The organism is Kitasatospora sp. NPDC053057, from assembly GCF_044546945.1.
In the GTDB taxonomy this organism is placed as follows: Bacteria; Actinomycetota; Actinomycetes; order Streptomycetales; family Streptomycetaceae; genus Kitasatospora.
Window position 1 is genome coordinate 24,688 of record NZ_JBITZP010000049.1, and the last position, 21,884, is coordinate 46,571.

Annotated in this window: 35 protein-coding genes and 1 pseudogene; 4 read left to right on the forward strand and 32 right to left on the reverse strand. The window is 72.9% G+C overall.

Annotated elements, in window-relative coordinates:
• Positions 1–216 precede the first annotated feature (216 nt).
• Entirely contained in the window at positions 217–1,449 is a 1,233-nt protein-coding gene (locus tag ACIG5E_RS33670) for an MFS transporter (protein WP_396540045.1), read from the forward strand.
• Positions 1,450–1,510: 61 nt separating this feature from the next.
• On the opposite strand, the gene ACIG5E_RS33675 is transcribed toward ACIG5E_RS33670, so the two are convergent.
• The 6 genes and pseudogenes from ACIG5E_RS33675 to ACIG5E_RS33700 form a co-directional block, all read right to left on the reverse strand.
• Positions 1,511–1,936, reverse strand: coding sequence for a hypothetical protein (locus tag ACIG5E_RS33675; protein ID WP_396540047.1), 426 nt, complete (start codon positions 1,934–1,936; stop codon positions 1,511–1,513).
• Positions 1,937–2,111: 175 nt separating this feature from the next.
• Positions 2,112–2,600: pseudogene (locus ACIG5E_RS33680) on the reverse strand (phytanoyl-CoA dioxygenase family protein); the annotation flags it as partial.
• A 231-nt stretch (positions 2,601–2,831) separates the two neighbouring features.
• Positions 2,832–2,981, reverse strand: coding sequence for a hypothetical protein (locus ACIG5E_RS33685; protein ID WP_396540049.1), 150 nt, complete (start codon positions 2,979–2,981; stop codon positions 2,832–2,834).
• Between the two features lie 152 nt (positions 2,982–3,133).
• Positions 3,134–3,985: a helix-turn-helix domain-containing protein gene (locus ACIG5E_RS33690; protein ID WP_396540051.1), complete on the reverse strand. Its 852-nt coding sequence runs from the start codon at positions 3,983–3,985 to the stop codon at positions 3,134–3,136.
• A 27-nt stretch (positions 3,986–4,012) separates the two neighbouring features.
• Complete coding sequence (locus ACIG5E_RS33695; RefSeq protein WP_396540053.1) at positions 4,013–4,528, reverse strand: DUF6879 family protein; 516 nt, start codon at positions 4,526–4,528, stop codon at positions 4,013–4,015.
• Entirely contained in the window at positions 4,509–4,775 is a 267-nt protein-coding gene (locus tag ACIG5E_RS33700) for a hypothetical protein (protein WP_396540055.1), read from the reverse strand. The genes ACIG5E_RS33695 and ACIG5E_RS33700 overlap by 20 nt, the downstream gene beginning before the upstream one ends.
• 177 nt (positions 4,776–4,952) lie before the next feature.
• On the opposite strand from ACIG5E_RS33700, the gene ACIG5E_RS33705 reads away from it, so the two are divergent.
• Positions 4,953–6,200, forward strand: coding sequence for a ParA family protein (locus tag ACIG5E_RS33705; protein WP_396540057.1), 1,248 nt, complete (start codon positions 4,953–4,955; stop codon positions 6,198–6,200).
• Positions 6,197–7,369, forward strand: coding sequence for a ParB/RepB/Spo0J family partition protein (locus ACIG5E_RS33710; RefSeq protein ID WP_396540059.1), 1,173 nt, complete (start codon positions 6,197–6,199; stop codon positions 7,367–7,369). The genes ACIG5E_RS33705 and ACIG5E_RS33710 overlap by 4 nt, the downstream gene beginning before the upstream one ends.
• Before the next feature lie 387 nt (positions 7,370–7,756).
• Here ACIG5E_RS33710 and ACIG5E_RS33715 read toward each other — a convergent pair whose 3' ends face one another.
• From ACIG5E_RS33715 to ACIG5E_RS33835, 25 genes are all read right to left on the reverse strand, one after another.
• Positions 7,757–8,263: a hypothetical protein gene (locus ACIG5E_RS33715; protein WP_396540061.1), complete on the reverse strand. Its 507-nt coding sequence runs from the start codon at positions 8,261–8,263 to the stop codon at positions 7,757–7,759.
• A 20-nt stretch (positions 8,264–8,283) separates the two neighbouring features.
• Entirely contained in the window at positions 8,284–8,508 is a 225-nt protein-coding gene (locus tag ACIG5E_RS33720; RefSeq protein WP_396540063.1) for a hypothetical protein, read from the reverse strand.
• Positions 8,509–8,522: 14 nt separating this feature from the next.
• Positions 8,523–9,056 carry a GGDEF domain-containing protein gene (locus tag ACIG5E_RS33725; RefSeq protein WP_396540065.1) on the reverse strand — a complete coding sequence of 178 codons (534 nt, stop codon included), beginning with the start codon at positions 9,054–9,056 and terminating at the stop codon, positions 8,523–8,525.
• 199 nt (positions 9,057–9,255) lie between these two features.
• Positions 9,256–9,780, reverse strand: coding sequence for a hypothetical protein (locus tag ACIG5E_RS33730; RefSeq protein WP_396540067.1), 525 nt, complete (start codon positions 9,778–9,780; stop codon positions 9,256–9,258).
• A gap of 2 nt (positions 9,781–9,782) precedes the next feature.
• Positions 9,783–10,415: a histone-like nucleoid-structuring protein Lsr2 gene (locus ACIG5E_RS33735; protein WP_396540069.1), complete on the reverse strand. Its 633-nt coding sequence runs from the start codon at positions 10,413–10,415 to the stop codon at positions 9,783–9,785.
• Positions 10,349–10,672 (reverse strand): hypothetical protein, encoded by a 324-nt coding sequence (locus ACIG5E_RS33740; RefSeq protein WP_396540072.1) that lies wholly within the window; start codon positions 10,670–10,672, stop codon positions 10,349–10,351. The genes ACIG5E_RS33735 and ACIG5E_RS33740 overlap by 67 nt, the downstream gene beginning before the upstream one ends.
• A gap of 3 nt (positions 10,673–10,675) precedes the next feature.
• A complete protein-coding gene (locus ACIG5E_RS33745; protein ID WP_396540074.1) occupies positions 10,676–11,086 on the reverse strand; it encodes a hypothetical protein in 411 nt (136 codons plus the stop codon).
• Positions 11,083–11,283, reverse strand: a complete 201-nt coding sequence (locus tag ACIG5E_RS33750; protein WP_396540076.1) for a hypothetical protein — start codon at positions 11,281–11,283, stop codon at positions 11,083–11,085. Before ACIG5E_RS33750 ends, ACIG5E_RS33745 begins: the two co-directional genes overlap by 4 nt.
• Complete coding sequence (locus ACIG5E_RS33755; protein ID WP_396540078.1) at positions 11,280–11,561, reverse strand: hypothetical protein; 282 nt, start codon at positions 11,559–11,561, stop codon at positions 11,280–11,282. Before ACIG5E_RS33755 ends, ACIG5E_RS33750 begins: the two co-directional genes overlap by 4 nt.
• Before the next feature lie 145 nt (positions 11,562–11,706).
• Entirely contained in the window at positions 11,707–12,420 is a 714-nt protein-coding gene (locus ACIG5E_RS33760; protein WP_396540080.1) for a hypothetical protein, read from the reverse strand.
• Positions 12,417–13,130, reverse strand: coding sequence for a hypothetical protein (locus tag ACIG5E_RS33765; protein ID WP_396540083.1), 714 nt, complete (start codon positions 13,128–13,130; stop codon positions 12,417–12,419). Before ACIG5E_RS33765 ends, ACIG5E_RS33760 begins: the two co-directional genes overlap by 4 nt.
• A gap of 137 nt (positions 13,131–13,267) precedes the next feature.
• Positions 13,268–13,579: a hypothetical protein gene (locus tag ACIG5E_RS33770; RefSeq protein WP_396540085.1), complete on the reverse strand. Its 312-nt coding sequence runs from the start codon at positions 13,577–13,579 to the stop codon at positions 13,268–13,270.
• Positions 13,580–13,612: 33 nt separating this feature from the next.
• Positions 13,613–14,113, reverse strand: a complete 501-nt coding sequence (locus ACIG5E_RS33775; protein ID WP_396540087.1) for an AAA family ATPase — start codon at positions 14,111–14,113, stop codon at positions 13,613–13,615.
• A gap of 32 nt (positions 14,114–14,145) precedes the next feature.
• Positions 14,146–14,634: a hypothetical protein gene (locus ACIG5E_RS33780; protein ID WP_396540089.1), complete on the reverse strand. Its 489-nt coding sequence runs from the start codon at positions 14,632–14,634 to the stop codon at positions 14,146–14,148.
• Between the two features lie 124 nt (positions 14,635–14,758).
• Positions 14,759–15,172 (reverse strand): hypothetical protein, encoded by a 414-nt coding sequence (locus tag ACIG5E_RS33785; RefSeq protein ID WP_396540091.1) that lies wholly within the window; start codon positions 15,170–15,172, stop codon positions 14,759–14,761.
• A gap of 130 nt (positions 15,173–15,302) precedes the next feature.
• Positions 15,303–15,545, reverse strand: coding sequence for a hypothetical protein (locus tag ACIG5E_RS33790; protein ID WP_396540093.1), 243 nt, complete (start codon positions 15,543–15,545; stop codon positions 15,303–15,305).
• Positions 15,546–15,601: 56 nt separating this feature from the next.
• Entirely contained in the window at positions 15,602–15,994 is a 393-nt protein-coding gene (locus tag ACIG5E_RS33795; RefSeq protein ID WP_396540095.1) for an RRQRL motif-containing zinc-binding protein, read from the reverse strand.
• 14 nt (positions 15,995–16,008) lie between these two features.
• Positions 16,009–16,176, reverse strand: coding sequence for a hypothetical protein (locus ACIG5E_RS33800; RefSeq protein ID WP_157881888.1), 168 nt, complete (start codon positions 16,174–16,176; stop codon positions 16,009–16,011).
• 75 nt (positions 16,177–16,251) lie between these two features.
• Complete coding sequence (locus ACIG5E_RS33805; RefSeq protein WP_396540097.1) at positions 16,252–16,608, reverse strand: hypothetical protein; 357 nt, start codon at positions 16,606–16,608, stop codon at positions 16,252–16,254.
• 124 nt (positions 16,609–16,732) lie between these two features.
• Positions 16,733–16,975 (reverse strand): hypothetical protein, encoded by a 243-nt coding sequence (locus tag ACIG5E_RS33810; protein ID WP_396540099.1) that lies wholly within the window; start codon positions 16,973–16,975, stop codon positions 16,733–16,735.
• Between the two features lie 81 nt (positions 16,976–17,056).
• Complete coding sequence (locus tag ACIG5E_RS33815; RefSeq protein WP_396540101.1) at positions 17,057–17,818, reverse strand: hypothetical protein; 762 nt, start codon at positions 17,816–17,818, stop codon at positions 17,057–17,059.
• 125 nt (positions 17,819–17,943) lie between these two features.
• Positions 17,944–18,576, reverse strand: coding sequence for a hypothetical protein (locus ACIG5E_RS33820; protein ID WP_396540103.1), 633 nt, complete (start codon positions 18,574–18,576; stop codon positions 17,944–17,946).
• 131 nt (positions 18,577–18,707) lie between these two features.
• Positions 18,708–19,442 carry a hypothetical protein gene (locus ACIG5E_RS33825; protein ID WP_396540105.1) on the reverse strand — a complete coding sequence of 245 codons (735 nt, stop codon included), beginning with the start codon at positions 19,440–19,442 and terminating at the stop codon, positions 18,708–18,710.
• Between the two features lie 85 nt (positions 19,443–19,527).
• Positions 19,528–19,893 (reverse strand): hypothetical protein, encoded by a 366-nt coding sequence (locus ACIG5E_RS33830; RefSeq protein WP_396540107.1) that lies wholly within the window; start codon positions 19,891–19,893, stop codon positions 19,528–19,530.
• A 48-nt stretch (positions 19,894–19,941) separates the two neighbouring features.
• A complete protein-coding gene (locus ACIG5E_RS33835) occupies positions 19,942–20,136 on the reverse strand; it encodes a hypothetical protein (RefSeq protein ID WP_396540109.1) in 195 nt (64 codons plus the stop codon).
• A 142-nt stretch (positions 20,137–20,278) separates the two neighbouring features.
• On the opposite strand from ACIG5E_RS33835, the gene ACIG5E_RS33840 reads away from it, so the two are divergent.
• The gene (locus ACIG5E_RS33840; protein WP_318277776.1) at positions 20,279–20,425 is read left to right on the forward strand and encodes a hypothetical protein; all 147 of its coding nucleotides are present in this window, start codon (positions 20,279–20,281) and stop codon (positions 20,423–20,425) included.
• Positions 20,426–20,432: 7 nt separating this feature from the next.
• Here the strand turns inward: ACIG5E_RS33840 and ACIG5E_RS33845 are convergent, their stop codons facing one another.
• Positions 20,433–21,884, reverse strand: coding sequence for a transfer protein (locus ACIG5E_RS33845; RefSeq protein ID WP_396540111.1), 1,452 nt, complete (start codon positions 21,882–21,884; stop codon positions 20,433–20,435).

Here is a 21,884-nt window from a genome sequence, read left to right on the forward strand (position 1 = left end):
TGGGTGCCCCCGACAGCAACCTCGAGAAAGGCCTCGTCGTTCGATCGGCGCCTCGGCCGATCCGTCGACATAGCGAGCCCCCGAGCCGAGGCTGTGGGGCGATCGGGGAGTCTGCGGCAGGTGATCTTCAACTTGCCCTAGAGTTACGGGAGTTCCCGGTGGCGAGCCTGCTGCCGGGACTTCGTGTTTCCCGGACGGGTGTGGATCTTGCGATACGTGCGGTTGCTGCGGCGAGGCCCGGTTCTTCTCCTGTGGGGCGCGCAGACGGCGTCGGTATTCGGTGACCGGCTGTACGCGCTGGCGGTGATGTGGCTCGCCTGGCAGAGATCCGGCGGCGCGGCGATGGGGCTGGTGGCTATCGCGGAGTCGGTGCCGTACATCGTGCTCGGCACCATCGGCCGGCGGGTAATGGAGCGGTTCACCACGCTGCGCTCGCTCGCCGTGGTGGATGTGGTCCGCATGGTGCTGGTCGCGGCGCTGCCGTGGACGTGGGAGGTGTTCGGCACGCCCGGGTTGCTGGTGTCTGCCGCACTGCTCGGGGTCGGCGGGGCGCTCTTCGATCCGAACCTCGGTGCGCTCGTCCCGGACCTCGTGCGGCCGCAGGAGGTGCAGGCCGTCAACGGACTGATGGACTCGACCAACCGGATCGCCCGGGTCGCCGGCCCCGGCTCTGCCGGTGTGCTGCTCGCGGTGATGCCGATGGCCGGGCTGTTCTGGCTGGACGGGGCGACGTTCGCGCTGTCCGCCGTCGCGCTGGCCGTGCTGGGCGCCCGCGCCGCCAGCAGGGAGTCCGGGCCGGCGCGTGCCACCGTCGCCTCGGGCGCCGGGCCGCGGGCCCGGACCCTGATGCGCACGCACCCGGAGACCGGGGTGGTGCTGGCCGTCCATGGGGTCGCGATCTTCGCGGGTGCGGTGTCGATCGTGATGCCCGCGCTGGTGGCGGTGCGGCTCGGCGGCGGTGTCGGTACCTACGGCGTGATGCTGGCCGCGACGGGGGCCGGGTCGATCGTCGGCAACATGGCCGCCGGGAACGTCCGTCTCCCGAAGTCCCTCCCACTGTTCTACTGCATCGCCTGGAGCGTCTCCGGGTTGCTGATGGCGGTGACCGGGTCGGTCAGCACGGTCACCGAGCTGGTCGCGGTGTCGGCCGCGTACGGGGCGGTGTCGCCGTTCCTGGCGGTGTCGTTGTCCACGCACCTGGCGCAGTTCCCGCCGGCGGCCCGCCGGCGGCTGCTGACGCTCGACCAGACGGTCATCCGGACCATGGGCACCCTGGCGATGGCGGGGATCCCCGCGCTGGCGGCGGCCCACCCCCGGGCCGGGTTCACCGCTGGCGGCGTCGCCACCGCTCTGGTGGGCCTAGCCGGGTGCGCGGTCGTGGTGTGGTGGGCGAGGACCCGCACGCCGCTGCCGGGTGCGGAGCCGGTGCTGGAGAGCGTGCGCAGCTGATGACGCGAGCGGGGCCGGCCTCCCGGGATGGAGGCCGGCCCTTCGCACTGTCGGTCTCAGATCACGCGATCAGGGACCAGTGGGTGACGGTGATGTCCTCGAGCGGGATGCCCAGCTGCTGGTAGATCCGCTGGTGCATCGCGCCGAACCAGGCGTCGCGCCGGTCGGCGAAGAACGCCGGGTCGTACCAGGCGACGCCGAGCAGCACGGTGCCGCCGCCGTTCGGGTTGCCCGGCTCGGGCTCCCAGTAGGTGCACTGCCAGTCCCAGAGCATCAGCTCCTCCGGGCGGCTGCGCAGCCGCTCGTCGGACTCGCGCAGAGCCTCGATGCACCGCTCGGCGGTGGCGGCGTCGGGGCAGTAGTAGGTGCAGTCGGACTTGCCGATCGGGGTCTTGTCCGCGCGGCGGGCCGCGTCGGCGTCCTCCCCGGTCAGGACGCGCACGCGGGTCACCGCGGTCGCCTGGTCGAGCGTGTCGAGGATGGTCACAGTGGTGCTCTCCTCTCCCTTGTCCTGCCGGACTGCCAGCCCGTGCCGCTGATCGGCACGATGCTGGGGCTCTGGGGGTCGCGCCGCAGGATGGCGCCCGGCGGACGTTCAGCCCGATGCGGGCGCCGCTACCGGTGTTGGTGCCGGAGCGGTGCACCAGGCGGCTGTCCATGAGGACAGCGCAGCCGGCGCGCAGCGGCACGGGGATGGTGGTCTCGGGGGTGAAGCCGACGGCCTGGTCGGCCCGGCCGCGCCCGGTGCCGTTCGCCGGCTCTTTCTCCACCGGCAGGTAGCCAGCCGACTGCGATCCCGGGGCTACCTCAAGGCACCCGTTGGCCTCGGTGGCGTCGGTGACGGCCAGCCACGCCGAGACCGAGCGCTCAGGGTCCAGCTCCAGGCGGGCGTCAATGCCGTCCTGGTGCCACGGGATCTCGAACACCTTCCCCGGCCACTTCGCGACGAGGAACGTGTTCTCCACGGCGACGTCCGGCCCGAGGACAGCCTGGACGGCGGCGAGCAGATTCGGGGAGCGGACGGCCAAGGCGGCCCAGTCCTCGGTCAAGTGGGGGCTGCGGACGATCTCCCGGTCGCGGTGGGCGGCGACCAGGAGAGCGCCGCGGCCGCGCGCCGCGCCGGGAGACGACCACTCGATGGGCGAGCTCATGCCGCGTCGGCCGAGGATGCCGTCAAGCTGAGTGAGCACGGTTTCCTCCGTGGATCGGGCAAGAGCAGCTCGGCCAGCCGGCCGCGGGATGGGTGGCGTGGGCCGGAACGTCGTCGGGGTCGAGGGCGAGCGGGCCGGTGTCGTGGGACCGGGTGCCGTCAGGGCCGACGTCGTAGGTTCGGATGGTCAGGCCCCGCTGGCGATCGGCTGGCGGGACGAAGTCGGCGCTGTTCACCGCGCCGCCCGGCTGCGCAGCTCGCGGAACAGCCGGGCCCGGCGCAGGGCGGCGCTGTGGTTCGGGATGCGGACCACCGTCCTGCCATCGACCATCACCACCAGGTCGTGGCCGGGGTGTCGAGGATGCGGTCTGCTCACGGGCATGGCGGTGCTCCAGCACGTCGCGGGGGTGGGTCGCCACCCGGGGCGTCCACGGTGCCGAGGGGGATCGGCCCCGTCCTCGCACCGGGCGGCATCAACGACGGTAGCGAGTAGCGAAGTGGTCACTCAACGAAGTTGCACGGGATTACACGGATTCATCCGAGGGCGTCGATCGCCGCCGTGATCAGGGCCCGTGCCGGCGCGCCGCGTACCGCGACGTCGGACAGCTCGGCAAAGACCTTCTCGTACATGGCGATCTCGCTGGGCTGGGTGATCGTCAGGTACCCGGAGACCAGCTCCACGTTGACCTGGGTCTGGTCGTAGATCCAGAACCCTTCCACCGGCCAGCCGTTGTCCCGGTCCGGCCGCATCGGCACCACGCCGAGGCTCACGTTGGGCAGCCGTCCGACGGTGAGCAGGTGGCGCAGCTGCTCCAGCATCACCGGGCGGCCGCCGAGGCCGTTGCGCAGGACGCTCTCCTCAATCAGCAGGGCGAAGCGGTGCCGGCCTTCGTAGAGGATGTGCTGACGATCCATCCGCTCGCCGACGGCGGCCTCGACATCGTCGACCAGGCCGCGGCGGTCGCGGATCGCGGTGAGGACCCTGGTGGTGTAGGCGCGGGTCTGCACCATGCCGGGCAGCACCCACGGCGCGTAGGCACGGAAGGAGCGGGTGCGCTCGTAGAGCGGCCGCACGGACTGCTGGGCCTGGCGCAGGCCGGAGCGTTCCATCCGGCGCCACTCCAGGAACATGGCGTCGGCCTGGCGGCTGCGGGCGATGAGGTCGCCGGCCTGGTCGTCGGCGCCGCACGCCGCGCACCAGGCGCGGATGTCCGCGTCCGAGGGCGGGGTCTTGGCGTTGATGATGCGGGAGGTCTTGGCAGGGGTCCACCCGCACCGGGCGGCCAGCTGCTTGCCGTTCAGGCCGGCGTCCAGCATGAGCTCGCGCAGGCGCTCGGCGACGGCTTTGCGGGCGGCCTGGGCGCTGGACGACGGGGAAGCTGGCATGGTCCGGTGCGGGTGGAGGTGATCGGGTCAGACCGTGTACCGGTCGTGCGGGACGGCGCGCTCCCAGACCGCCTCGAACGCGGCGGCGCAGTGCTTGGCCAGGGCGGGATCCTGGAGGATCTCCTCCCCGGCCTCGGCGAGCTGCCCCTCCCCGGTGAAGTGGTGGTAGTGCACCACCTGGTCGTCGAAGACCCAGAAGTCCAGACCCGGCAGGCACAGGTCCTTGGTGTTGCGCCGGGGCAGCCAGCGGACCTGTTCGCCGGCGGCCAGGTTGCCGAAGGTCAGGTCGTGCTCGTAGCGGATGTAGTCGTGGACCGGCTCGGAGACGATCCGCGCCCGCCGCACCACCACCCCGCGGCCAACAGCCTCGGCCACCGCGTCATGCCACCCGTGCCACCACGAGCCGCGATCGGCCGGGTTCAGGCGCTTGCCGTGCTGGAAGGCGATGAACTCCGGATCGTCCAGCATGTAGTGGTCGCGCATCTCCAGATGCACCGCCGAGCGCTGCGCGCGGGCGAGCGCCTTACGAACCGGTGTTGCCACGTGGGGCCTCTCCGTCGGGCCGCGGGATGAACTGAAGCATGTTGGCGGGCAGCCGGATCACCGTCTCGTGCTCCGGGACGTCGGTCGTGTGGCCGGGCACCGAGCCGACCTCCTGCGCCTGCCGGACCGTCGCCTCATCCGCCTTCCAGGACTGGATGATCAGGTCCCCGGTCTCCTCCTCCAACCAGATCGTCGGGGACTGGTCAGATGGGGTGTTCGGCCAGATCCCCAGAAAACGTAGCGTCACAAGAGCCTCCCGCACCAAGCCGGTTACACGGACTTGCATGACGCTCCTCCCCTGGGCGACGACCCGTCAAGGGCACATGGCCCTGCGGTCACCTTTACCGCGGTAAAGGCCGGCGTTCTGGCATTCCTAACGTGTCGAGCTTCGCTCACGGCTGGCGGCGTTAGTAAGGTACCGCCCATGAGTTCCCCAGCCACCTCCAACGACCGCGAGAAGGTCGTATCCAAGCTGCCAGGATGGCTCTGGCAAACGCTCAAGGTCCGAGCGGCACAGCACCGCGTCGAGATCCAGATCGCCGTTGAACGGGGTATCGCGGCCTGGATGGCCCTGGCTTCTGCTCCGGGCACCATCGACACCTCCGGCGCCGAGTCGTTCTCCACCTTCCTGCCCAATGGGCAGTGGGAAGCATTCCGGCAGACGGCGGCCGACCGGGGCGTCTCCCTGACGCAAGGGCTCGCCCAATCCGTGCAGCTGTGGCTGGAGACGAATCCGGCTCCCACCGTGAAACGCGCCAAGCACCCGCGCCGCCGCATCGTCTGCAACCAGAAGGGCGGTGTCGGCAAGACAGCTGTCGCGGCCGGCCTTGGCGCGGCGCTCGCGGAAGACTCCGAGGCGCTTCATCCGGTACGCATCTCCAAGCACTTCGCTGCGCGCCTGGAAGACGTTCAGGGCCCTGACCCGCTCGAGCTCGAGGAGCTGCCCGGCCTCGGCCGTCGCACGCTGCTGGTCGACTTCGACCCGCAGCGTCACCTCACCAAGCAGCTGGGGCAGGAAGAGATCCCCATGGCCCCGGAGATCGACAGCCTCAGCAAGCACATGACGGGGGAAGCCAAACGCGACATCCGCGACCTGGTGGTGCCGATCCAGGACGACCGGTACGGCGGTCGACTCGACCTGCTGCCAGGCTGTCAGGACGGCTTCCTCCTGGACGTTGCCCTGTCGAAGGTGCGCTTCCGGGAGGCCGCCCTCGAGCGCGCGCTGGCCCCGCTTGAGCCGTTCTACGACGAGATCATCGTGGACTGCCCGCCCAGCCTCGGGCTCAGCATGGACGCGGCCATCTACTACGGCCGCCGGCGAGAGGACGAAGACCCCGGGAGCTCCGGCGCCCTGATCGTGGTGCAGGCCGAGGACAGCAGCGCCGACGCCTACGACCTGCTCATCACGCAGATCGAGGACCTCCGCAACGACATGGGCGTAGAGATCGACTACCTCGGCATCGTGGTCAACCTCTACGACCCACGCCGCGGCTTCATCGCCACCTCATCGCTCCAGGCCTGGATCGACATAAAGGATCCGAGGGTGGTCGCAGTCATCGGTGACCTCACCGACCAACGTAAGGCCGTCCGCGTCAAGCAGCCCCTGCTCTCCTTCGCACCGCGCGGCGAGCAGGCCGCCACGATGCGCGCTCTGGCCCGGGAGGTGTCATGACCCGCGTCGCAGACCAACTCGGCACCGGGGCGTCCTTCGCCCGAGCGCAGGGCGGCGTCAGCGCGCGTCGCCAGGCCGTCGCCGCCAGTACCGGGGCGCCCACCACAGGCGCCCCTGACAGCCGACTGCGCGCCTTGCCGCTCACGCAGCTCGTACCGACCCGGTTCAACCCGCGCCGGAACTTCGGTACCGAGGAGGAGCTGCGAGAGTTCGGGCTGAAGCTCAAGAAGAAGCAACTGCAGCCCGCCGTCGCGGTCACTCGTGACGCCTACCTCAAGCTGTGGCCGGGCGAGGCGGAGAACATCGGTGGCGCGCTCTACGTCATCGCCAACGGTGAGCGCCGCTGGCGGGGCTCACGTGCAGCCGACGTTCCCACCCTCGATGTGGTGGTCGACGACGAGGTCGCGACGTCCCGCGCCGACTTCCTGGACGCGGTGCTCTCGGAGAACAACGACCGCGAGGATCTCGATCCGATCGAGCGAGCCCTCGGCATCAGGACGATGGTCGAAGAGCTCGATGGCAAGGCCAAGGTCGCGGAGCACTACGGGAAGTCGGCCGGCTGGGTCACCCAGCAGATGTATCTGCTGGACCTGGCACCGGAACTGCAAGAGCTGGTGAGCTCAGGCGAGCTCCCCCTGCGGGAGACCCGGGCGCTGGCGAAGCTCCCGGTGCGCCAACAGGTGGATGCCTGGCGAGCCCGATCCGCTGAACGGGAGGAGGAGAAAGCTCAGCCACGGCAACCGAGGAACCGCCAGAAGCAGTCGAGCGATGCAGACGCACCCGGCAGCGACGCGCAGCCGGGCTTTACCGCGGTAAAGAAGAGCGCGACCGACGGCGCCGCCGAGGCCTCCGGAGCCGTGGGCTTTACCGCGGTAAAGCCCACGGGCGAAGCCGCGCCTTCCTCAGCAGCCCAACGTGATGCCTCCGTGCCGCATCAGGCCTCGGCGGAAGGCAGCTCAGCAGCCGACCCACTTGCTGACTTTGCCGTCTACGTCAGTAAGGCCGGCGCCTTCGCCGACTCGGTCCAGGGCCTGGCCCAGGCGTACGCCAAGGCCAGGGAGACTGACCCGGACCGTACGGCCGAACTCGCGGCGCAGCTCCGCGCCTACGTGCTGCGCGTTGTTGACCAGCTTCCTGACGTGGGCGCCGCCGAGGACGCGACGGCGTAGGCCGCAGAACGCAAAGAGGCCCCGTATCGGCGCGAATGCGCGGGTACGGGGCCTACATGTTGATACTGCTGCTGAGGGGGTGGTCGGGCTCGCCGAGAGCCGCACCGGGGAGCTGGGCCCAGCGGCTACGAAGGCGCCGGGGCCGACCCGGGGGCGGGACTGACTTTAGGGGTAGCCGGGCCGGCGTTCGGCGAGGTCGTTGTCGCCCCAAGGTGTCGAGGCGGGCGATGATCCGCCGGGCGGTGCCGCGCCGCGCCGCCCAAGATCATTCTTGCCCGATTGTCCAAGAATGATCTTGGGTGGAGGGTTCCGAAACGCAAAAAGGCCCACCCCTTCGGCTGATGCCGAGGGGTGGGCCCGTTGTTCAGGTCTGCGGGACGGTGGCGATCAGGCTGCCACAGCTGGGGTCGGGACGGATCGGGGAATGCCGGGCCAGATGGTGCCGCAGGTGCGGCACTCGTGACCGAGCGGGCTGGGCGCACCGAGGGCCCGCATCTTGGCCGACATGTAGTGGCCGGTGGTGGTCAGGCGAGCGCAGTCGGGACAGCGGCTGGGGACGGCGAGCAGCTCGAAGTCACCCAGGCCGGGGATGTCGAGCAGGGTGACCGCCTGGGCGCCGGCCTCGTCCTGGTCGGCGAACTCGAAGTTCCAGGCTCCTTCGCTGTCCTCGTCCAGCGGCTGCGCGGTGAGGGTGCCGAAGGTGTGGGTGATGCGCGGGAGCTCGCTGACCATCGGCCGATAGCGCTCGAGGCGCTCGGTGCGCAGCAGACGGTTGGCGGCGGCGGTCATGCGGCGGGCGTCGTGGTGGCCGAGGGCGAGGAAGGCTTCGGCGTCTTCGTCGCAGCAGGCGATGGTCAGGCAGTAGAGGGTGGTGAAGCCGGCGGGGGCGGTCATGTCGGTGGTCCTCCTGGGGGTCAGTTGGCGTGCTGGCGCAGGTGCTTGGCGACTTCGGGGGTGACGAGGAGCTTGAGGTAGTTGGTGACGGTCTCGCCGCAGGCGGAGCAGGTGGCGCCGTAGCCGGTGCGGCCGGTGCAGTCGCTGGTCGGGTCCTTGGGGCGGCCAGTGCGCTGGTTGACCTGGTGGGTGCAGGGGGTGCCGTCGGCGTGGACGCCGGTGATGGGCATGGTCGTGCGGGGCATGAGGCCTTCCTGGATCAGGCGGTGGTCGGGGTGTGCTGGCGGCGGCCACGGCGGCCGCGGCCCTTGTCGGCGTACATGGCGAGGTCGGCGGCGTGGAGGAGGGCGGGGAGGCTGCGGTTGAGGTGGCCGGCGGGGGTGGCTGAGCCGATGGAGGCGTCGACGGCGACCGTCGTGCCGTGGTGGTCGACGGGCTGCTCGAGGAGCGAGCGAAGGTCGGCGATCCGTGCGGGCAGGCTGGCGGGGTCGGTGTCGAGGACGGCGGCGAACTCGTCGCCGCCGAGCCGGCTGACGACCGCGCCCGGCCCGGCCCAGTCGGCCAGGCGGCGGCCCGTCGCGGTGAGGACCGCGTCACCGACCTCGTGGCCATGGGGGTCGTTGACGGCCTTGAAGTCGACCAGGTCCAGCATCAGCACCGCGGGTGCTGCGGCCGTGGCGAGGAGCCGCTCGGCAGTGGCGGTGAAGGCGGCGCGGGTGGGCAGGCCGGTGAGCGGGTCGCGGCGGGCGTCCTCCAGGCGCCGCGCGAGGTCGTCGCGTTCGGCGAGCAGCACCCGGGCGGCGGGCAGGAGGGCGAGCAGGTCTCGGTGCAGGGCCCGGGCGGCGTCGGCGTCCTCGGGACCCGGGGCGTGCTGGTAGCGGTCGAGGGTGGCCTCGGCGCGGGCGATCAGGGCGGTGGCTGTGGTTATGGCGGTGCTGCTCCCTTCCGGGGACGCGACGGGGCTGGCGGCCCGGGTGGGGCCGCCGAGGGGTTCAGGGCTGCTTGGGCTGGAGGGTGAGGAGCCGTCCGATGCGGACCTGGTCGTGGCCGGCCCAGCCCCGGCCGGGGTGGTCCGGGTCCGGGGCGAGGTGGACGTGCTGCTCGGTGGCGAGCGACCAGTCGGCCCAGGGCAGGTCGGTGATGCGTGGGGAGTGGACGAGGCGGGTGGCGGTGGCGATGCGCAGCAGGAACAGGGCCATGCGTTGGCCGTAGGCGGCGGGGGACTCGCTGCGGCCGCGGGCGGGGTTGGACGCGGCGGCGAAGTCGCCGAGGGGACGACGGGCGGTGCCAGCCGGGCCGTAGGGCCGCTGCTGGTGCAGGCCCCAGGCGCGGTCGAGCAGCGGGTCGTCCGGAGCGCAGTAGCCGATCACCGCCTCGGTGCGGCCGCCCACGGGCCGGGTCGTGTAGAGCAGCGCGTAGGCGCCCCAGTCAGGCCCGGCGCCGCCGCCGACGCGGGACAGGGTGACCCTGCCCGCGCCGGCGGCGTGGCCCGGCACGGTGTGCGGGCGGGCGGCCATGGTCAGCTGGCCTGGGCGAGCGCGTCGGGGTGAGCGTCGTACCAGGCGCGCAGCACCGTCTGGGGGATGACGCCGCGGTCTGCGACCGGGTGCCCGTGCTGGTTCGCCCAGGCGCGGATCGTGTTGCGGACGGTCTTGTCGGCGGGCTGCGCCAGCTCGGCGGAGCCAGCAGTCCTCCCGGCCGAGGTGGCCCGGATGCTCGCCGAGGTGGCGGGCTTGCCGGCCTTGGCGTCGCGCAGGGCCTGCTCGGCGCTCGCCAGCTGCGCCTTGAGGGTGGCGACCTGCTGCTCGTACGTGGCCACGGCCTGGTCGGCCTCGCGCTGTCCGGCGAGCTTCTCCAGCGCCTGGCGGGCCTGGTCGGCCAGGCGCTGGACCTTGGCCTGCGGGTGCTGGGCGCCCCAGGCGAGGAGCTCGTCCACGGCGGTGCCGAACTCCGGGCCCGGCCCGGCCTCGGTCTGCGGGTGCCGGGCAGCGAGGGCCTGCAGCTCGGCCTCGGTCAGGCCGGTGGCAGCGAGGATCTTGAGCGGGCTGTCGCCCCGGTAGCGCATGGACAGGGCGACCTCTCGGGTCATCGGGTCCAGGTTCGCCAGGACATCCCCCTGGTCGGCCGGCTCGGTGGTGAGGGTGTCGGACACGGTGGTGCCTCCGTGGGTCTGGTCGGGACGGCCGGCGGTGTCGGCCTGGGTGGTGGGTTCGGTGCGAGCCGGGCGAGTTCGTCCTCGCCGCTGGGCAGGCCGAGCGCGGTCAGGAGCAGGACCAGGTCCTCCTCGTCGCGGGCGCTGCGGGCGGTGCGCACGGCGGCGTCGGCGTCCTGGCGCGGCTCGGTGGGGGTCAGGTCGATGCTCTCGGCGGCGATCATGACGGTGGCCGGGTTGGCAGTGTCGCTGGGCATCGGTCAGCCGATCGCGGTCGGCGCGGTGAGGAAGCGGACGTCCCAGGACGCCAGGGTGTAGAGGTGCAGGACCTCCAGGAGCAGCTCGTCGATCTCGCCGTCGCCCGTCGGGTCGTCCGGGTCGGATACGTAGATGGTCGGAGGGCTCGTCAGGCGCAGGTGGATGGCCAGGCGGTGGGCGGGGGCGTCGTCGGGGTCGACGTCGGCGCGCAGCTCCCAGATCTGGCCGGGCGCGGCCAGGATGAGCGGGTCGCCGTCGGTGGCGCGCTCGCACGCCAGGCGCAGCGCGACGGGTTCGGGCAGCAGGTCGTCGTGCTGGAGGGCGGTGGCGGCGCGGCGGATGACGGTGGCGGCCAGGTGGGGGCCGAGGATCAGGTCCAGCGGCACGGCCTGGTCGTGGGGGTCGGTGCTCATGCTGCGGTCCTCCTGGGGGTGGTGGTGCGCAGGGCGGCCAGGAGCTGGGCGCGGTGTTCGGCGGCGAGCGGGTCGGCGGCGACCGGCCCGGGCTGGGTGGTGCGGTTGCGGCGGCGGGCCGGTGGGGCGGGGCACTGGGGGACGAGTTCGGCGGCCAGGCGCCGGTCGAGGTCCTCGGGCAGCACGTGGTTGGTCATCGCGCACCGGCCTTCGGCGCCCCGGGGAGGACCGGGCTCATCAGCAGCAGGTGGAGCAGGGAAGCGTCGTCGCTGGAGTGCGTGGCGGGCAGGCCGCAGGTCCAGCAGTCGGCCTCGGGCCCGGACCAGGCCACCGAGCAGGTGGCGCAGGCGTAGCGGGAGCGGTGCGGGCGGGGGGCGAGGCGTCCGATGGTGCGGATCGCGGCGGCGGCCTGGCGGCGCTGGTCGGGGCTGAGGGCGGGGGAGGGGAGGGTGTGGGTGAGGACGGCGGTGGCCATACTGAGCTGTTCCTTCGGTCTCGTGTCGGAGGGATGGCCCGGGTTCGGTCGGTCGGCTGTGAGAGGCATTGGTTCGGCCGGATCCGGGGAAGGCCGCGGCCCGCCTGATCCGTCAGGCGGGCCGCGGTGCTGTGAGCGGGAGGTGTCAGCCCGGGTAGTCGTCGGCGCTGGCGTACGGCGCGGCGCTGGCCCAGGGGTCGTCGTCCGGTAGCGGGTGGGGTGACGGTGGCAGGGTGGCGAGGCAGCGGTGCCGGTAGCCGCCCTCGAAGGTGTAGCCGCTGCCGCCGCACTCGCAGGCCTCGCCGTGAACGTGGTGCTGGCGGCCGACAGGGCAGTCGACGGGCTCCTGGTGGACCGGTACGAAGATCCCGTCGCCCTGGTCGTCCCAGGTCATGACTTCCATAACTTCACCGGTGCCGCCGCATCCGCCGACGCAGTTCGCGTCGTGCGGCTCGTCCGGGCACGGGGAGCCGTCGTCGACGTAGTCGACCTCGCCCAGGACGTCGGCGGCCCGGCGCAGCAACTGCTCGGCCTCGTCCATCTGGAGGGCGAGTCCGGGGTGGCCAGCGGCGCGCAGGTCGGTGGCCAGGTCGCGGACCAGGTCGCCGAGCAGGTGGGCCGGGGCCTGCTCCTGGAGGGCCTGGAGGACGTCGGCGGGGTCCGTCCAGTCACCGGAGGCGAGCCAGTCGTGCAGGTGCCCGACGCCCTCGCGCAGCGGCGGGCAGGGCAGCTCGCCCCACCGGTCCGCGGTCTCGTCCGGCACCGGGCCGGTGGTGGCCTGGCGCCGAAGGTGCAGCGTGATCCCGGCGGCGGCCAGCGCGGTGCCGGCCGCGGCGGTCAGGAGTGCGATGCGCTTCACGCTTCACCGGTCCAGGCGCCGGTCGGGTCGTCGCTGATCTCCGCCGACGGGCCGGTGCCGACGGCCAGGCCGTTCTCGACGACCGGCAGGTGGACGTGGCGGTGTGTCACGGCCACGGCCGCGCCGACGCCCCGCAGCAACTCGGCGACCTTGCGGGCCAGGACAACGCTGCGGTGCTTTCCGCCCCTGCAGTAGACGTGCAGGGCGACCGGCTGGCCGGGCAGCGCGGCAGCCTGGGCGAGGACGCGCAGCACGGTGCGCTCGGCGATCTCGACCGCGCCGGGAGTGGCCAGCACGTAGTCGTAGACGACCTGGTCCAAGCCGCTGGAGTGGAGCATCACTTCGCGGACCTCGGGGTCCTCCGGGGGATTGCGCAGCGCGGTCGTCAGATCCAGCGTCAGGGCGTCACCGAGGGGCGGGTCCTGGTGCAGGACGCCGTAGCTGGTGATCTCCACCCGGGTGTGCGGGGCGATCAGCGGTACGAGCAGCTCGGCGATCATCTGGACGCTGCCGCCGATCCAGACCGTCAGGTCCGCCGCGGTGCGGCCGGGGTAGTGGGCGAGGATCGCGGCGGGGTCGGCGTGCTCGCCGGCGGCGCGCAGGTGGCCGATCGCAGCGGCGAGCTGCGCGATCAGCGGGGACTCGATCCGCTCCAGCCGCAGCAGTCGGCGGTCGCAGGACTCGGGGGTGGCGAGGGTTTCGGGTGCCACGGTTCTCCGATCACAAGGAGTGGGGTCCGGCCGGGCGGCCGCGCCGCTCGCCACTGCGCCCCGCCTGCCGGGCCTGGGGTGGCCGGCGGGCGGGGCGCGGTGGCGGGCAGCGTCACAGCCCGGAGAACTCCGGTGCGTCAGTGGCCGGGGCGGGCCATCGAGCGGCAGGTGGCGGCGTGGCCGTTGGCGTCCTCGTGGGCCTTGTTCCGCTCGGTCGGCAGGTACGGGTCGCCGAAGGCGTTCACCGAGCCTCGGGTGTCGCAGCCCCCGCACGTCCAGGTGAAGCCGTCAACCTCGTACCAGCGGTCGCTGATGTAGGGGCGGCCCTGGGCGGTGTAATTGGTGCGGAACCGGCGGGTCATCAGGTCGACGTGGGCGCCGCCGACGGTCAGGTAGCGGGCGAGGACGCCCTCGGGCCAGGCGGTGGCCCACGTCGTGCTGGTGCTCATCGGGATTCCTTCCGGGTTGGTCTGTGGCGTTGGTCAGGCGGTGCGGTGGTGCCGGATCTCGTCGAAGCCCTCGCCGGGCAGCGTGAGGCGGGCGGCGCGGGCCATCGCGTGCTGCCAGCGCAGGACGTCCTCCGGCACGCGCTCGTGGTCCGGACGCAGGGCATTGCGAGCCAGGCAGGTCGGCAGTGGCGCGTCCACCCAGGCCGCGACGCAGCGCCGGCCGTACTGGTGCGCCAGCTCCACCAGCTGCAGGCGGTGCTGGGCCTCGACTGAGGTGTTGTCCACGATCGACGTCTTGGCCCTGCGTAGGCGCATGCCGAGGATCTGGTGCTGGAGCAGGACGGCGTCAGCAGTTGCGTCCTGGTCTCCCGGGGCCGAGGCAACGGCGCGCAGACGGTCCAGGCTGACGATCTGGTGCGCGGGAACGGCGGAGAGCAGGCTCGACTTGCCGCTCGCCGAGCAACCGACCATCACGACCAGGTCGCCGGGCTTGACCGGGCCGAGGACGCCTTCGGGGGTGGTGCTGTGCTTCATGGGCTGGCCTTCCAGATGCCGGCGGGCGGGTGTCAGCGGGCGAGGACGGCGGCGGCCACGGTTTCGAAGGCGTGGTGGACGGCGCCGTCCATGCAGTACGCGCCGTTCATGCCGTGGTCGGCGAGGCGGTAGAAGTTGCCCTTGCCGATGGCGTCGGCGAACCGCTGGAGGAGCCCGCCCGGAACCCTTCGGTCGATGGCGTAATGCGTCAGACCCGAGATGGCGAGGGCGGCGGCGACCTGGCCGGGGTGCAGCCGCAGGCCGAGCGCGCGGGCGCCGAGGACAAGGGCGGCGGCCTGGGTGGCCGAGTAGGTCAGGCAGTGGATCGCGCACGCCCGGCGGCCGGCGGCGGTGCCGTGGACGGTGCCGTCGTCACCGGTGACCGGTGCCGCGTCGGTGGCCCCCTTCGTACGGGCGCAGTGGTCGCTCTGCACAAGGTGGTCACCGACATCGGCGCCGGCGCGCAGCAGGGCGTAGGCGGCGGCGAAGCGGGCGGCGCGAGCGGGGTGGGTGGTCTTCACGGGTGCCTCCGGATTCGTGTGCCGGCCAGGCGGCCGCGCCGCGCACCACGGCGCCCCGCCCCCGGGCCTGGTGGGCACGGGAGCGGGTCGCCGTGGTGGGCAGCGTCAGGGCCCGGGACGAGAGTCAGAGGTACTGGAGCTCGGCGGTGCTCTGGGCGGCGGGCAGGGCGCGGGAAGCGGCGGCCGCCACGCGCTGGCGCAGGTCCTCAGCGGTTCGGAGGGCGTGGAGCAGTTCCCGGTAGAGCGCGTACTGGCCGGGGTCGTCGAGGTCGAGGTTGGTCTCGGCCGCGGCCGCGAGGCTGCACAGGTAGACGACGATGTCGGCGCTCTCCTGGTGCAGGTCGACCAGACCGGGCTGAAACGCGAGCAGGCTGGTCATTTTCCACAGGGCGGCGCGGAGCTCGGCGTCGTGGCCGGCGCGGGCAGTGTCGAGGTTGGCCTCCAGGGCGGCGGCCAGGGCCGCCGGGTCGTGCAGGGCGAGCTCGTAGCCGAGGCGGCGCATCAGGCGGGCGGGCAGGAAGCGGAGCAGGCGGTTCACGGGATCTCCAGGCGGTGGTGGCGGATGTCGGCCGGGCGGCCGCGCCGCGCACCACGGCGCCCCGCCGCCGGGCCTGGTGGGCACGGGGACGGGGCGCGGTGGTGGGCAGCGTCAGGGCCCGGGACGGCGGTCAGTCGAGTCCGGCGCGCAGCTCGTCGGCACGGGCCTGGGCGGCCTGCGCGGCCTGGGGGTTGAGGGCGGCTCCCCGGGCCGCGGCTTCGGTGAGGGTGCGGATGAGGCTCTGGCGGGTGGCCTGGTCCAGGGGCGGCATGGGGCGGCCGTCGCGCCTGGCGGCCCATCGGGCGGCGAGGGGCTCGAGGTCGGACAGGTCCGCCCGGTACTGCGGGGCGGCGCGGTCGGGGCTGGTGGTCATCGGTCCTCCGATGGGTGTGCGGGGTGGTGTCTCTCGTGGACCAGGGCTCGGCGTGATTAGGCGGCGAGGGCGGCGAGTTGCTCGCGCTCCTCGTCGGACAGTTCGCTGCAAGGCAGGCAGGAACCGAGCGACTTCAGCGGCAGGCAGAAGTCGTAGGTGACGCGGCAGACCGGGCACGTCATCCGGGCCTTCATGGCCTTGTCGAGCGCTGCCCGCATCGCGGGCGTCACCGAGCGCACCGGCTTGGCGCCAGCGACCGGGTAGAGATGGCCGACCCGGGTTCCGCCTCGGCACACGACCTGGGCGGCGACCGGCTGGCCGCCGGGGCGCAGGCCCATCGCGCGCAGCTGGCGGCGGGTGGCCATCCGTTCTTTCTCGGGGCCGAACTTCCAGGGGAAGGTCGGGATGCCGTGGTGCTCGCCGGTCGGGTCGAGGTCGATCGCGCGCACTGCTGGTCTCCCGGTCAGTCAGTGGTGGCCTGCTGCTCGAAGTGGTCGGCGAGGTGGCGCAGGATGCCGACCACGGTGGCGGCCGGGATCCTGCCGTGGACGTCGGCGACGCTGTTCTTGTCGACGGTGATGATCAGCGGGTAGTCGTCGGTGTTGATCACCTTGACGTCGAAGTCGGGCACGGTTGCCTCTCGGTGAGCTGGTCGGGGCAGGGGAGCGGCCGGGACCGCGCGGGCGGTCCCGGCCGGGGCGGCTGGTCAGAAGTCGTGGTCGTCGCCGAGTTCGTCGGCGAGCTCGCAGGCCATGTCGTAGCTGTCGCGCAGGTGGCGCGCGGCACGGCGCAGCAGGGCGGGCTGGTCGACGTCGTTGGCGTGGTGGGCCTCGGTGAGCAGCCTGGCGGCGGATTCGAGCGTCTCGGCGTCCTGGTCGTGGCGGGCCCGGTCGAGGAACGAGGCGGCGTCGTTCACGAGCTCGATCAGCGTGGTGGCGTCGATGCCGGTCGGGCCGGCGGGAACGGTGGGGTTGCTGTCCTGGCGGGCGATGTAGGCGAGGTGGCGGCCGTGGCGCTGAGCCAGGCTGGCGAAGGTCGGCGTGGCGGTGGCGGTCTTGGGCATGGGGTCGCTCCCCTGTGGATGGGTGTCGGCCGGGCGGCCGCGCCGCGCACCACTGCGCCCCGCTCGCCGGGCCTGGTCGGCACGGGAATGGGGCGCAGTGGTGGGCAGCGTCACGGCCCGGTCGTCAGTGGTGGAGCAGGCTCCAGGCGATCAGCAGGATGAGGCCGATGGTGACCAGGACGGCCTTGGGGGAGATGCCGACGGCGGCTTCCAGGCGCCTGATCTCGGCGTGGATGGCGTCGCATTCGGCCTGGATTCCGGCGTGGGAGGGGCTGCCGGGGGTAAGGCCGGCCAGGATCCCGGAGCGGTGGTGGAGCCGTTCGTAGAGCGCTGCGATGCGGACCTCGCGGGATATCGCCCAGCTCATCGGTGGTGGTGCCTTCCTGTCGGCGGTGCGGGGGCAGGTGGTGGGGGTGGCGGCCGGTGGGCCGCCACCCCGGGGGCCGGGTCAGTGGCGCTGGTCGAACGGGCCGGACGGATTCGGCAGTGACGTGAGCCGGACCGGTCCGGGGGAGGGCTGGGGCGCGGGTGCCTGGACGGTGATCTGCGGCTGGACTTCGGTCCTGTTGATCACCAGCGGGCGCAGGGTGAAGGAGATGCCGCGCAGGGCGAGGGCGGAGGCGGCGGCGAGGGCGGCCGTGGTGATGCCGACGGCTACCGGGCGGCCTGCGGGGTCCGTGCCGCTCCAGACCATGGCGACGGTGGCGACGGACCAACTCGTCCAGGCCAGGCGCCAGGTCGCGGCCTGAGAGAAGCAGGCGAGGGCCCCGGCGGCAAGGCCGAAGGTCTTCCACGCGCCGTACGCGGTGGCTGCGGTGAGCGGTGCGGGCGTGTGGGCCGCGAGGTAGGCGTGGACGGGGTGGGTGATGGTGGCGGCCAGGCCGTCGCCGGTGCCGGGGATGTGCTCGGGCAGGTGGACGGCGCCGATGAGGGCGGCCGCGGCCTGGAGGAGGATGCCGCCGGCGGTGCCGAGGACCAGGGCCGCGGCGGCGAGGGCCACGGTGTAGGCGAGGACGCGGACCCAGCGTTCGGCGCTGTCCCAGTCGTTGATCGCGGCGGTCAGCTCGCGGCGGCGCTGGTCGAGCCAGCCGCCGGGGGCGGTGAGGCGGCGCAGTCGCCGGGCTGCGGCCTCGCGCAGCGTGCCGGGGTGCTGCTCGTCGGAGGAGGTGCCGGGCTGGTGCTGGCCGAACGGGGAGTTGGGCTGGTTCACGGCGTCTTCCTGTTCTGGTCTGGTGATCGGTGAAAGGCCGGCCGCGTCGTGCGGCCGACCCGGGGTGCCTGGGTACGAAAGGTGGCCGGTTTGGCCGCGCAGTGCGGTCGGGCGGCCTGGCCGGTTCAGCCGTTGTGGTTGTTGATGACCCCGCGCCAGCCGGCGGACTGCTTGCCGATGGTGGTGGTGTGGTTGCGGTGGACCAGCGCCAGGACGGTGCCGGTCGCGCTGGCGCCGTCGCCGCTGGCGGTCGCGGACGCCCCGGCGCCAGCGCTGGAGGCCACGGAGCGGAGCTTGCCGAGCAGCGCGGCGACGCCGATCACCACGGCGGCCACGGTGGCGGCCGCCCACATCAGCACCTTGCCGATCTGGTCCGCATACGGGGCGACCTCGCCGACCCCGGCGCCGACCATCCAGGTCAGGCCGCCGACGGCGAGCGCTCCGGCGCAGCCGTAGAGGATGCCCTGACGGAGGGCCAGCGGCAGGCCCTGCTCGGCGGCGGGCTGCGCCGGGGCGGCCGGGGCGGGCTGCTGCTGCGCGGCGGCGGCGGTGGCGAGCGGGTTGTGCACGGGGACGGCGATGACCTTGCCGTCGACCAGGGCGGGGATGAGAGCCGGGGTGGTGGGGGAGGGCTGGAGCGGGACGGCGACGATCTGGCCGTCGAGGGAGGCCGGGACGAAGCCGTCCTGGAGGAGGTAGGCGTTGAGGTCGACCGCCGTGTCGGCGGCGGCGGGGGTGCCGGTGTAGATGCTGTCCACGGGGTGCTCCAAAGGGTGGCGGGAGGGGCTTGCTCGGGTCGGGGGCGCCGGGCGCCTTCTGGGGTCGCCGGGCCCAGCCGCCGGGTGGCGGGGCGGGTCCGGCGGCCCCCGGAGAGGCCGGGAGCGGGCGGTTACTGCTCGGTGGGGGCCCAGGTGCGGAAGGTGCGGCCGGAGACGATGCGGTTCTCGGCGATCAGGCCCCGGCCCGGCATGGACCGGAAGCCGAGGACGATCACCTGGGCGTGGGAGAGGCGCAGCGGCAGGGGGATCGAGCTCGGCAGTGCGCCCTTGCCCTCGGCCCGCAGGGCGATCCCGGCCAGGCGGCCGGTGGTGGCGATCTCGTTCGCGAGGTACGCGGCCTCCATACAGCTGGCGGATGAGTACGACCCGTGGCCGAGGGTGATGGAGATCAGCGGGCGCTCGGGGGTCGGCGCGTACGGGCCGGCGGTGTCGGCGCCGGCCGCGAGGCGCTCGTGCATCAGGGCGACCGCGTCGCGCAGCAGGTCGACGGTCTCGCCGCGGGTGGTGGTGGTGCGGTCGGCCAGGCCGGGGCGGATGCCGTAGCGGGAGGCGGCCCAGGACTGGGTGAGGTCGCTGGCGTGCTCGGCGGCCAGGAGGTGGTCGATCAGCGTGCTGGAGCCGGCGCCGGTCTCGGCGGCGATCTGGCAGTGCGCGGCGCCGTCGGTGTTCCACAGCGACGCCCGGGCCTGGGTGCCGTCGGCGTAGCGGCCGATGGCGATGGTGCCGGTGGCGGGGTCGAGGAGCTGGTCGGCCGGCGGGCGGGTCGCCGGGTCGGCGAGCTGGGCCCGCTCCTCGTGGTCGCGGGTCAGTTCGGCGTAGCGCTCGGCGGCGTGGGCGGAGGTCATGGCGTGGTGTCCCTTCGGGAGACGGTCGTGCCCGCCGCTCCGGGGTGGGGCGGCGGGCACGGTTCGGTCGGGGTGGCGGCGGTGGTCAGTTGGGGAGGCGGGTGGAGCGGCCGAGCGCGCTGATCTCGCGGATCAGGCGGGCCGCCTCGGGGGACTGCTTGCCGGTGCGGGACTGCCCGGCCAGGTACGCGGCCTCGTCGACGACGAAGACGACCTGGCGGGGCGGGCCGGGCGGCAGCTCGGGGTGCCGGGGCGCGGCGGGCAGCTCCCTGCGGAAGCGCAGCTCCATCGCCGCCCGATGGGCGGCAAGCGCGGTGAAGGCGTCCTCGAAGGTGCCCTTGAAGGGCCGGGGCTGCACGCGCGGGTCGAGGGAGGCCTCGGCGAGGAGCAGGTCGACCGGGCTGACCTGGTCGGAGCCGAGCGGGGTGGCGGTGACGCGGTGGGTGTTCACGGGCGGGTGTCCTTCCGGGCGCGGTGGGCTGGTCGGAGTGGGGGCTGGTCAGGAGGCGGCGTTGCTGAGCGCGGTGACCAGGTTGGTGAGCAACTGGTTGATGGCGGGGCCGGCGCCGGTGGAGGAGAGGGTGAAGCCGAACAGCACGAGGGCCAGGCCGGGCCAGAAGCCGACCGCGCGGCCCCGGTAGAGGACGACGGTGATGACGCCGAAGAGGACGGCGAGGGAGACGGTGACGGCCACGGGTACTCCTGGCGGGGGTGGTTGGCGGGTTGGGCGGACAGGCGGCCGGGGCGGGTGTTTGCTGGCCGGGCCTGGTGGTACGTCAGGTTCGGGCTGCGCCCCGCACCACTGGGGTGCGGGGCTGGGAGACGAGGGGGTTGTGGTGGCGCACGTGCACTACGCCTGCTGGAACTGCGATGCGGACAACCGGGTACACGGCGAGGGCTGCGACTGCTGCAACGTCGTTGAGGTCCCCGAGTCCTGGTTCTGCTGGAACTGCGACGCGGAGAACTTCTGCGACGACGACTGACCGCTGATCAGCCGCGCAGGCCGGTGAGTGCGTTGCGGACGCCGCCGAGGCTGACCTTGCGGCCGCCGTCGGCGTTGACGGCGGCGAGGATCTCCAGGTCGTCCAGGTCCTCGCCGTCGGTGCTCTCCAGCACCGCCAGCACGCGGTCGGTGAGGTTGAGCCGGGAGGCGGTCCGCGGCTCGGGAGCGGAGACGGGGATGACGGGGACCGGCGCGCTGCGCGCACCCCGACCGCCCCCGCCCCGGTTCCCTCCGCCACTCCCGCGGCCCCGGCCGCCCGCGCCGCCGGCTTCGGGTTCCTCGAACTTCTCCGGGCACGCGGCCTGGTAGGCCTCCATGCCGTCGAGTTTCCCGACGTAGGCCTCGCCCGCAGGCTCCCAGGACTCCTTCTCCAGCGTGGCGTGCGGGCCGTCGCCGTACAGGGCGAGCATCTCGGGGTCCAGGCCCTCGGTCGGCACTTCGGAGCCGACCTTGAAGAACCGCATGCGGGCGGTGGGGTGCAGGCCCGAGAGGTGGTAGCCGCTGCCCTGGGTACCGGGCCGGTCCTCGTCCGCCTCCGTGTCGTCGAACTGCGACACGAGCTCGACGGCGCCCGCGTACTTCGGGATCGCGGCGAGCTTCTGCCCGGCCGGGAGCAGGCCGTCGGAGACCAACTGCCGCATGAGGTTGGAGGTCCAGCGCAGCAGGATCACCTCGCCCTCCTTGAGCATGGAGCGCAGGGTGTCGGAGCCGCCGAGCTCCTCGAGGTGGCCGGCCTGCGCGAACAGCGCGATGCCCATCCCGAGCGAGCGGCCGGTCCGGCCGATGTCCTTGATGTAGAACGTCGCCTCGTCCCGGTAGGGCGCCCCCTTCTCCAGCAGCCGGTTCGCCTCGTCCACCACCATGTACATCAGCGGGTCCGGGCGGTTCATCAGGAACTTCGAGCGCCCCGCGGCGGCGTACCGGATTTCGCGGGCCTTCATGACGTTCCAGAAGGTCCGCAGCTGCGCGATGGCGCCTTCCTGCGTGTAGACGCACCAGTCGCAGTTGCCGCGCGCCTCGGGGGCGGACTGGCCGCCCTTGAGGTCGGCGTAGAACACGCCGATGCCGGAGCGCTTCATCGCGGCGAGGATGATCTGCCCGCCGGTGGACTTCCCGGCGCCGGTGGTCCCGAACAGCAGCATGCGCTGCGCCGAGCCGGCCTTCGGGTCGTACAGGCGCAACCGGGTGCGGCGTCCGTTGTGGTGCAGGCCGACCCAGATCCGGCCGGCGGCGTCGATGACCAGGCACTCGGGGTCGGGCAGGATCACGTCGGCGAGGGGGTCTTCGGGGTAGATGGTGACCAGGCCGCGGCTGCCGTGGGTCTCGACGGCGAGGCGGGCGGGGTCCTTGATGTTCATCGCGTCGGCGAGGCGGGCCATGTCGTAGCCGATGACGTCGCCGGGCGGGGCCTGGACGGTCAGCTCGTAGATGAGCCCCAT

Bases quoted from the DNA above. Each gene is read 5' to 3' on its own strand.
- ACIG5E_RS33685 (WP_396540049.1), bottom strand. From the start codon at position 2,981: ATGCCCGTGAGCAGACCGCATCCTCGACACCCCGGCCACGACCTGGTG.
- ACIG5E_RS33740 (WP_396540072.1), bottom strand. From the start codon at position 10,672: ATGCCCAGCGACACTGCCAACCCGGCCACCGTCATGATCGCCGCCGAG.
- ACIG5E_RS33730 (WP_396540067.1), bottom strand. From the start codon at position 9,780: ATGGCCGCCCGCCCGCACACCGTGCCGGGCCACGCCGCCGGCGCGGGC.
- ACIG5E_RS33705 (WP_396540057.1), top strand. From the start codon at position 4,953: ATGAGTTCCCCAGCCACCTCCAACGACCGCGAGAAGGTCGTATCCAAG.
- ACIG5E_RS33790 (WP_396540093.1), bottom strand. From the start codon at position 15,545: ATGACCACCAGCCCCGACCGCGCCGCCCCGCAGTACCGGGCGGACCTG.
- ACIG5E_RS33690 (WP_396540051.1), bottom strand. From the start codon at position 3,985: ATGCCAGCTTCCCCGTCGTCCAGCGCCCAGGCCGCCCGCAAAGCCGTC.
- ACIG5E_RS33805 (WP_396540097.1), bottom strand. From the start codon at position 16,608: ATGCCCAAGACCGCCACCGCCACGCCGACCTTCGCCAGCCTGGCTCAG.
- ACIG5E_RS33845 (WP_396540111.1), bottom strand. From the start codon at position 21,884: ATGGGGCTCATCTACGAGCTGACCGTCCAGGCCCCGCCCGGCGACGTC.
- ACIG5E_RS33710 (WP_396540059.1), top strand. From the start codon at position 6,197: ATGACCCGCGTCGCAGACCAACTCGGCACCGGGGCGTCCTTCGCCCGA.
- ACIG5E_RS33810 (WP_396540099.1), bottom strand. From the start codon at position 16,975: ATGAGCTGGGCGATATCCCGCGAGGTCCGCATCGCAGCGCTCTACGAA.
- ACIG5E_RS33825 (WP_396540105.1), bottom strand. From the start codon at position 19,442: ATGACCTCCGCCCACGCCGCCGAGCGCTACGCCGAACTGACCCGCGAC.
- ACIG5E_RS33750 (WP_396540076.1), bottom strand. From the start codon at position 11,283: ATGACCAACCACGTGCTGCCCGAGGACCTCGACCGGCGCCTGGCCGCC.
- ACIG5E_RS33770 (WP_396540085.1), bottom strand. From the start codon at position 13,579: ATGAGCACCAGCACGACGTGGGCCACCGCCTGGCCCGAGGGCGTCCTC.
- ACIG5E_RS33775 (WP_396540087.1), bottom strand. From the start codon at position 14,113: ATGAAGCACAGCACCACCCCCGAAGGCGTCCTCGGCCCGGTCAAGCCC.
- ACIG5E_RS33745 (WP_396540074.1), bottom strand. From the start codon at position 11,086: ATGAGCACCGACCCCCACGACCAGGCCGTGCCGCTGGACCTGATCCTC.
- ACIG5E_RS33720 (WP_396540063.1), bottom strand. From the start codon at position 8,508: ATGCCCCGCACGACCATGCCCATCACCGGCGTCCACGCCGACGGCACC.
- ACIG5E_RS33755 (WP_396540078.1), bottom strand. From the start codon at position 11,561: ATGGCCACCGCCGTCCTCACCCACACCCTCCCCTCCCCCGCCCTCAGC.
- ACIG5E_RS33715 (WP_396540061.1), bottom strand. From the start codon at position 8,263: ATGACCGCCCCCGCCGGCTTCACCACCCTCTACTGCCTGACCATCGCC.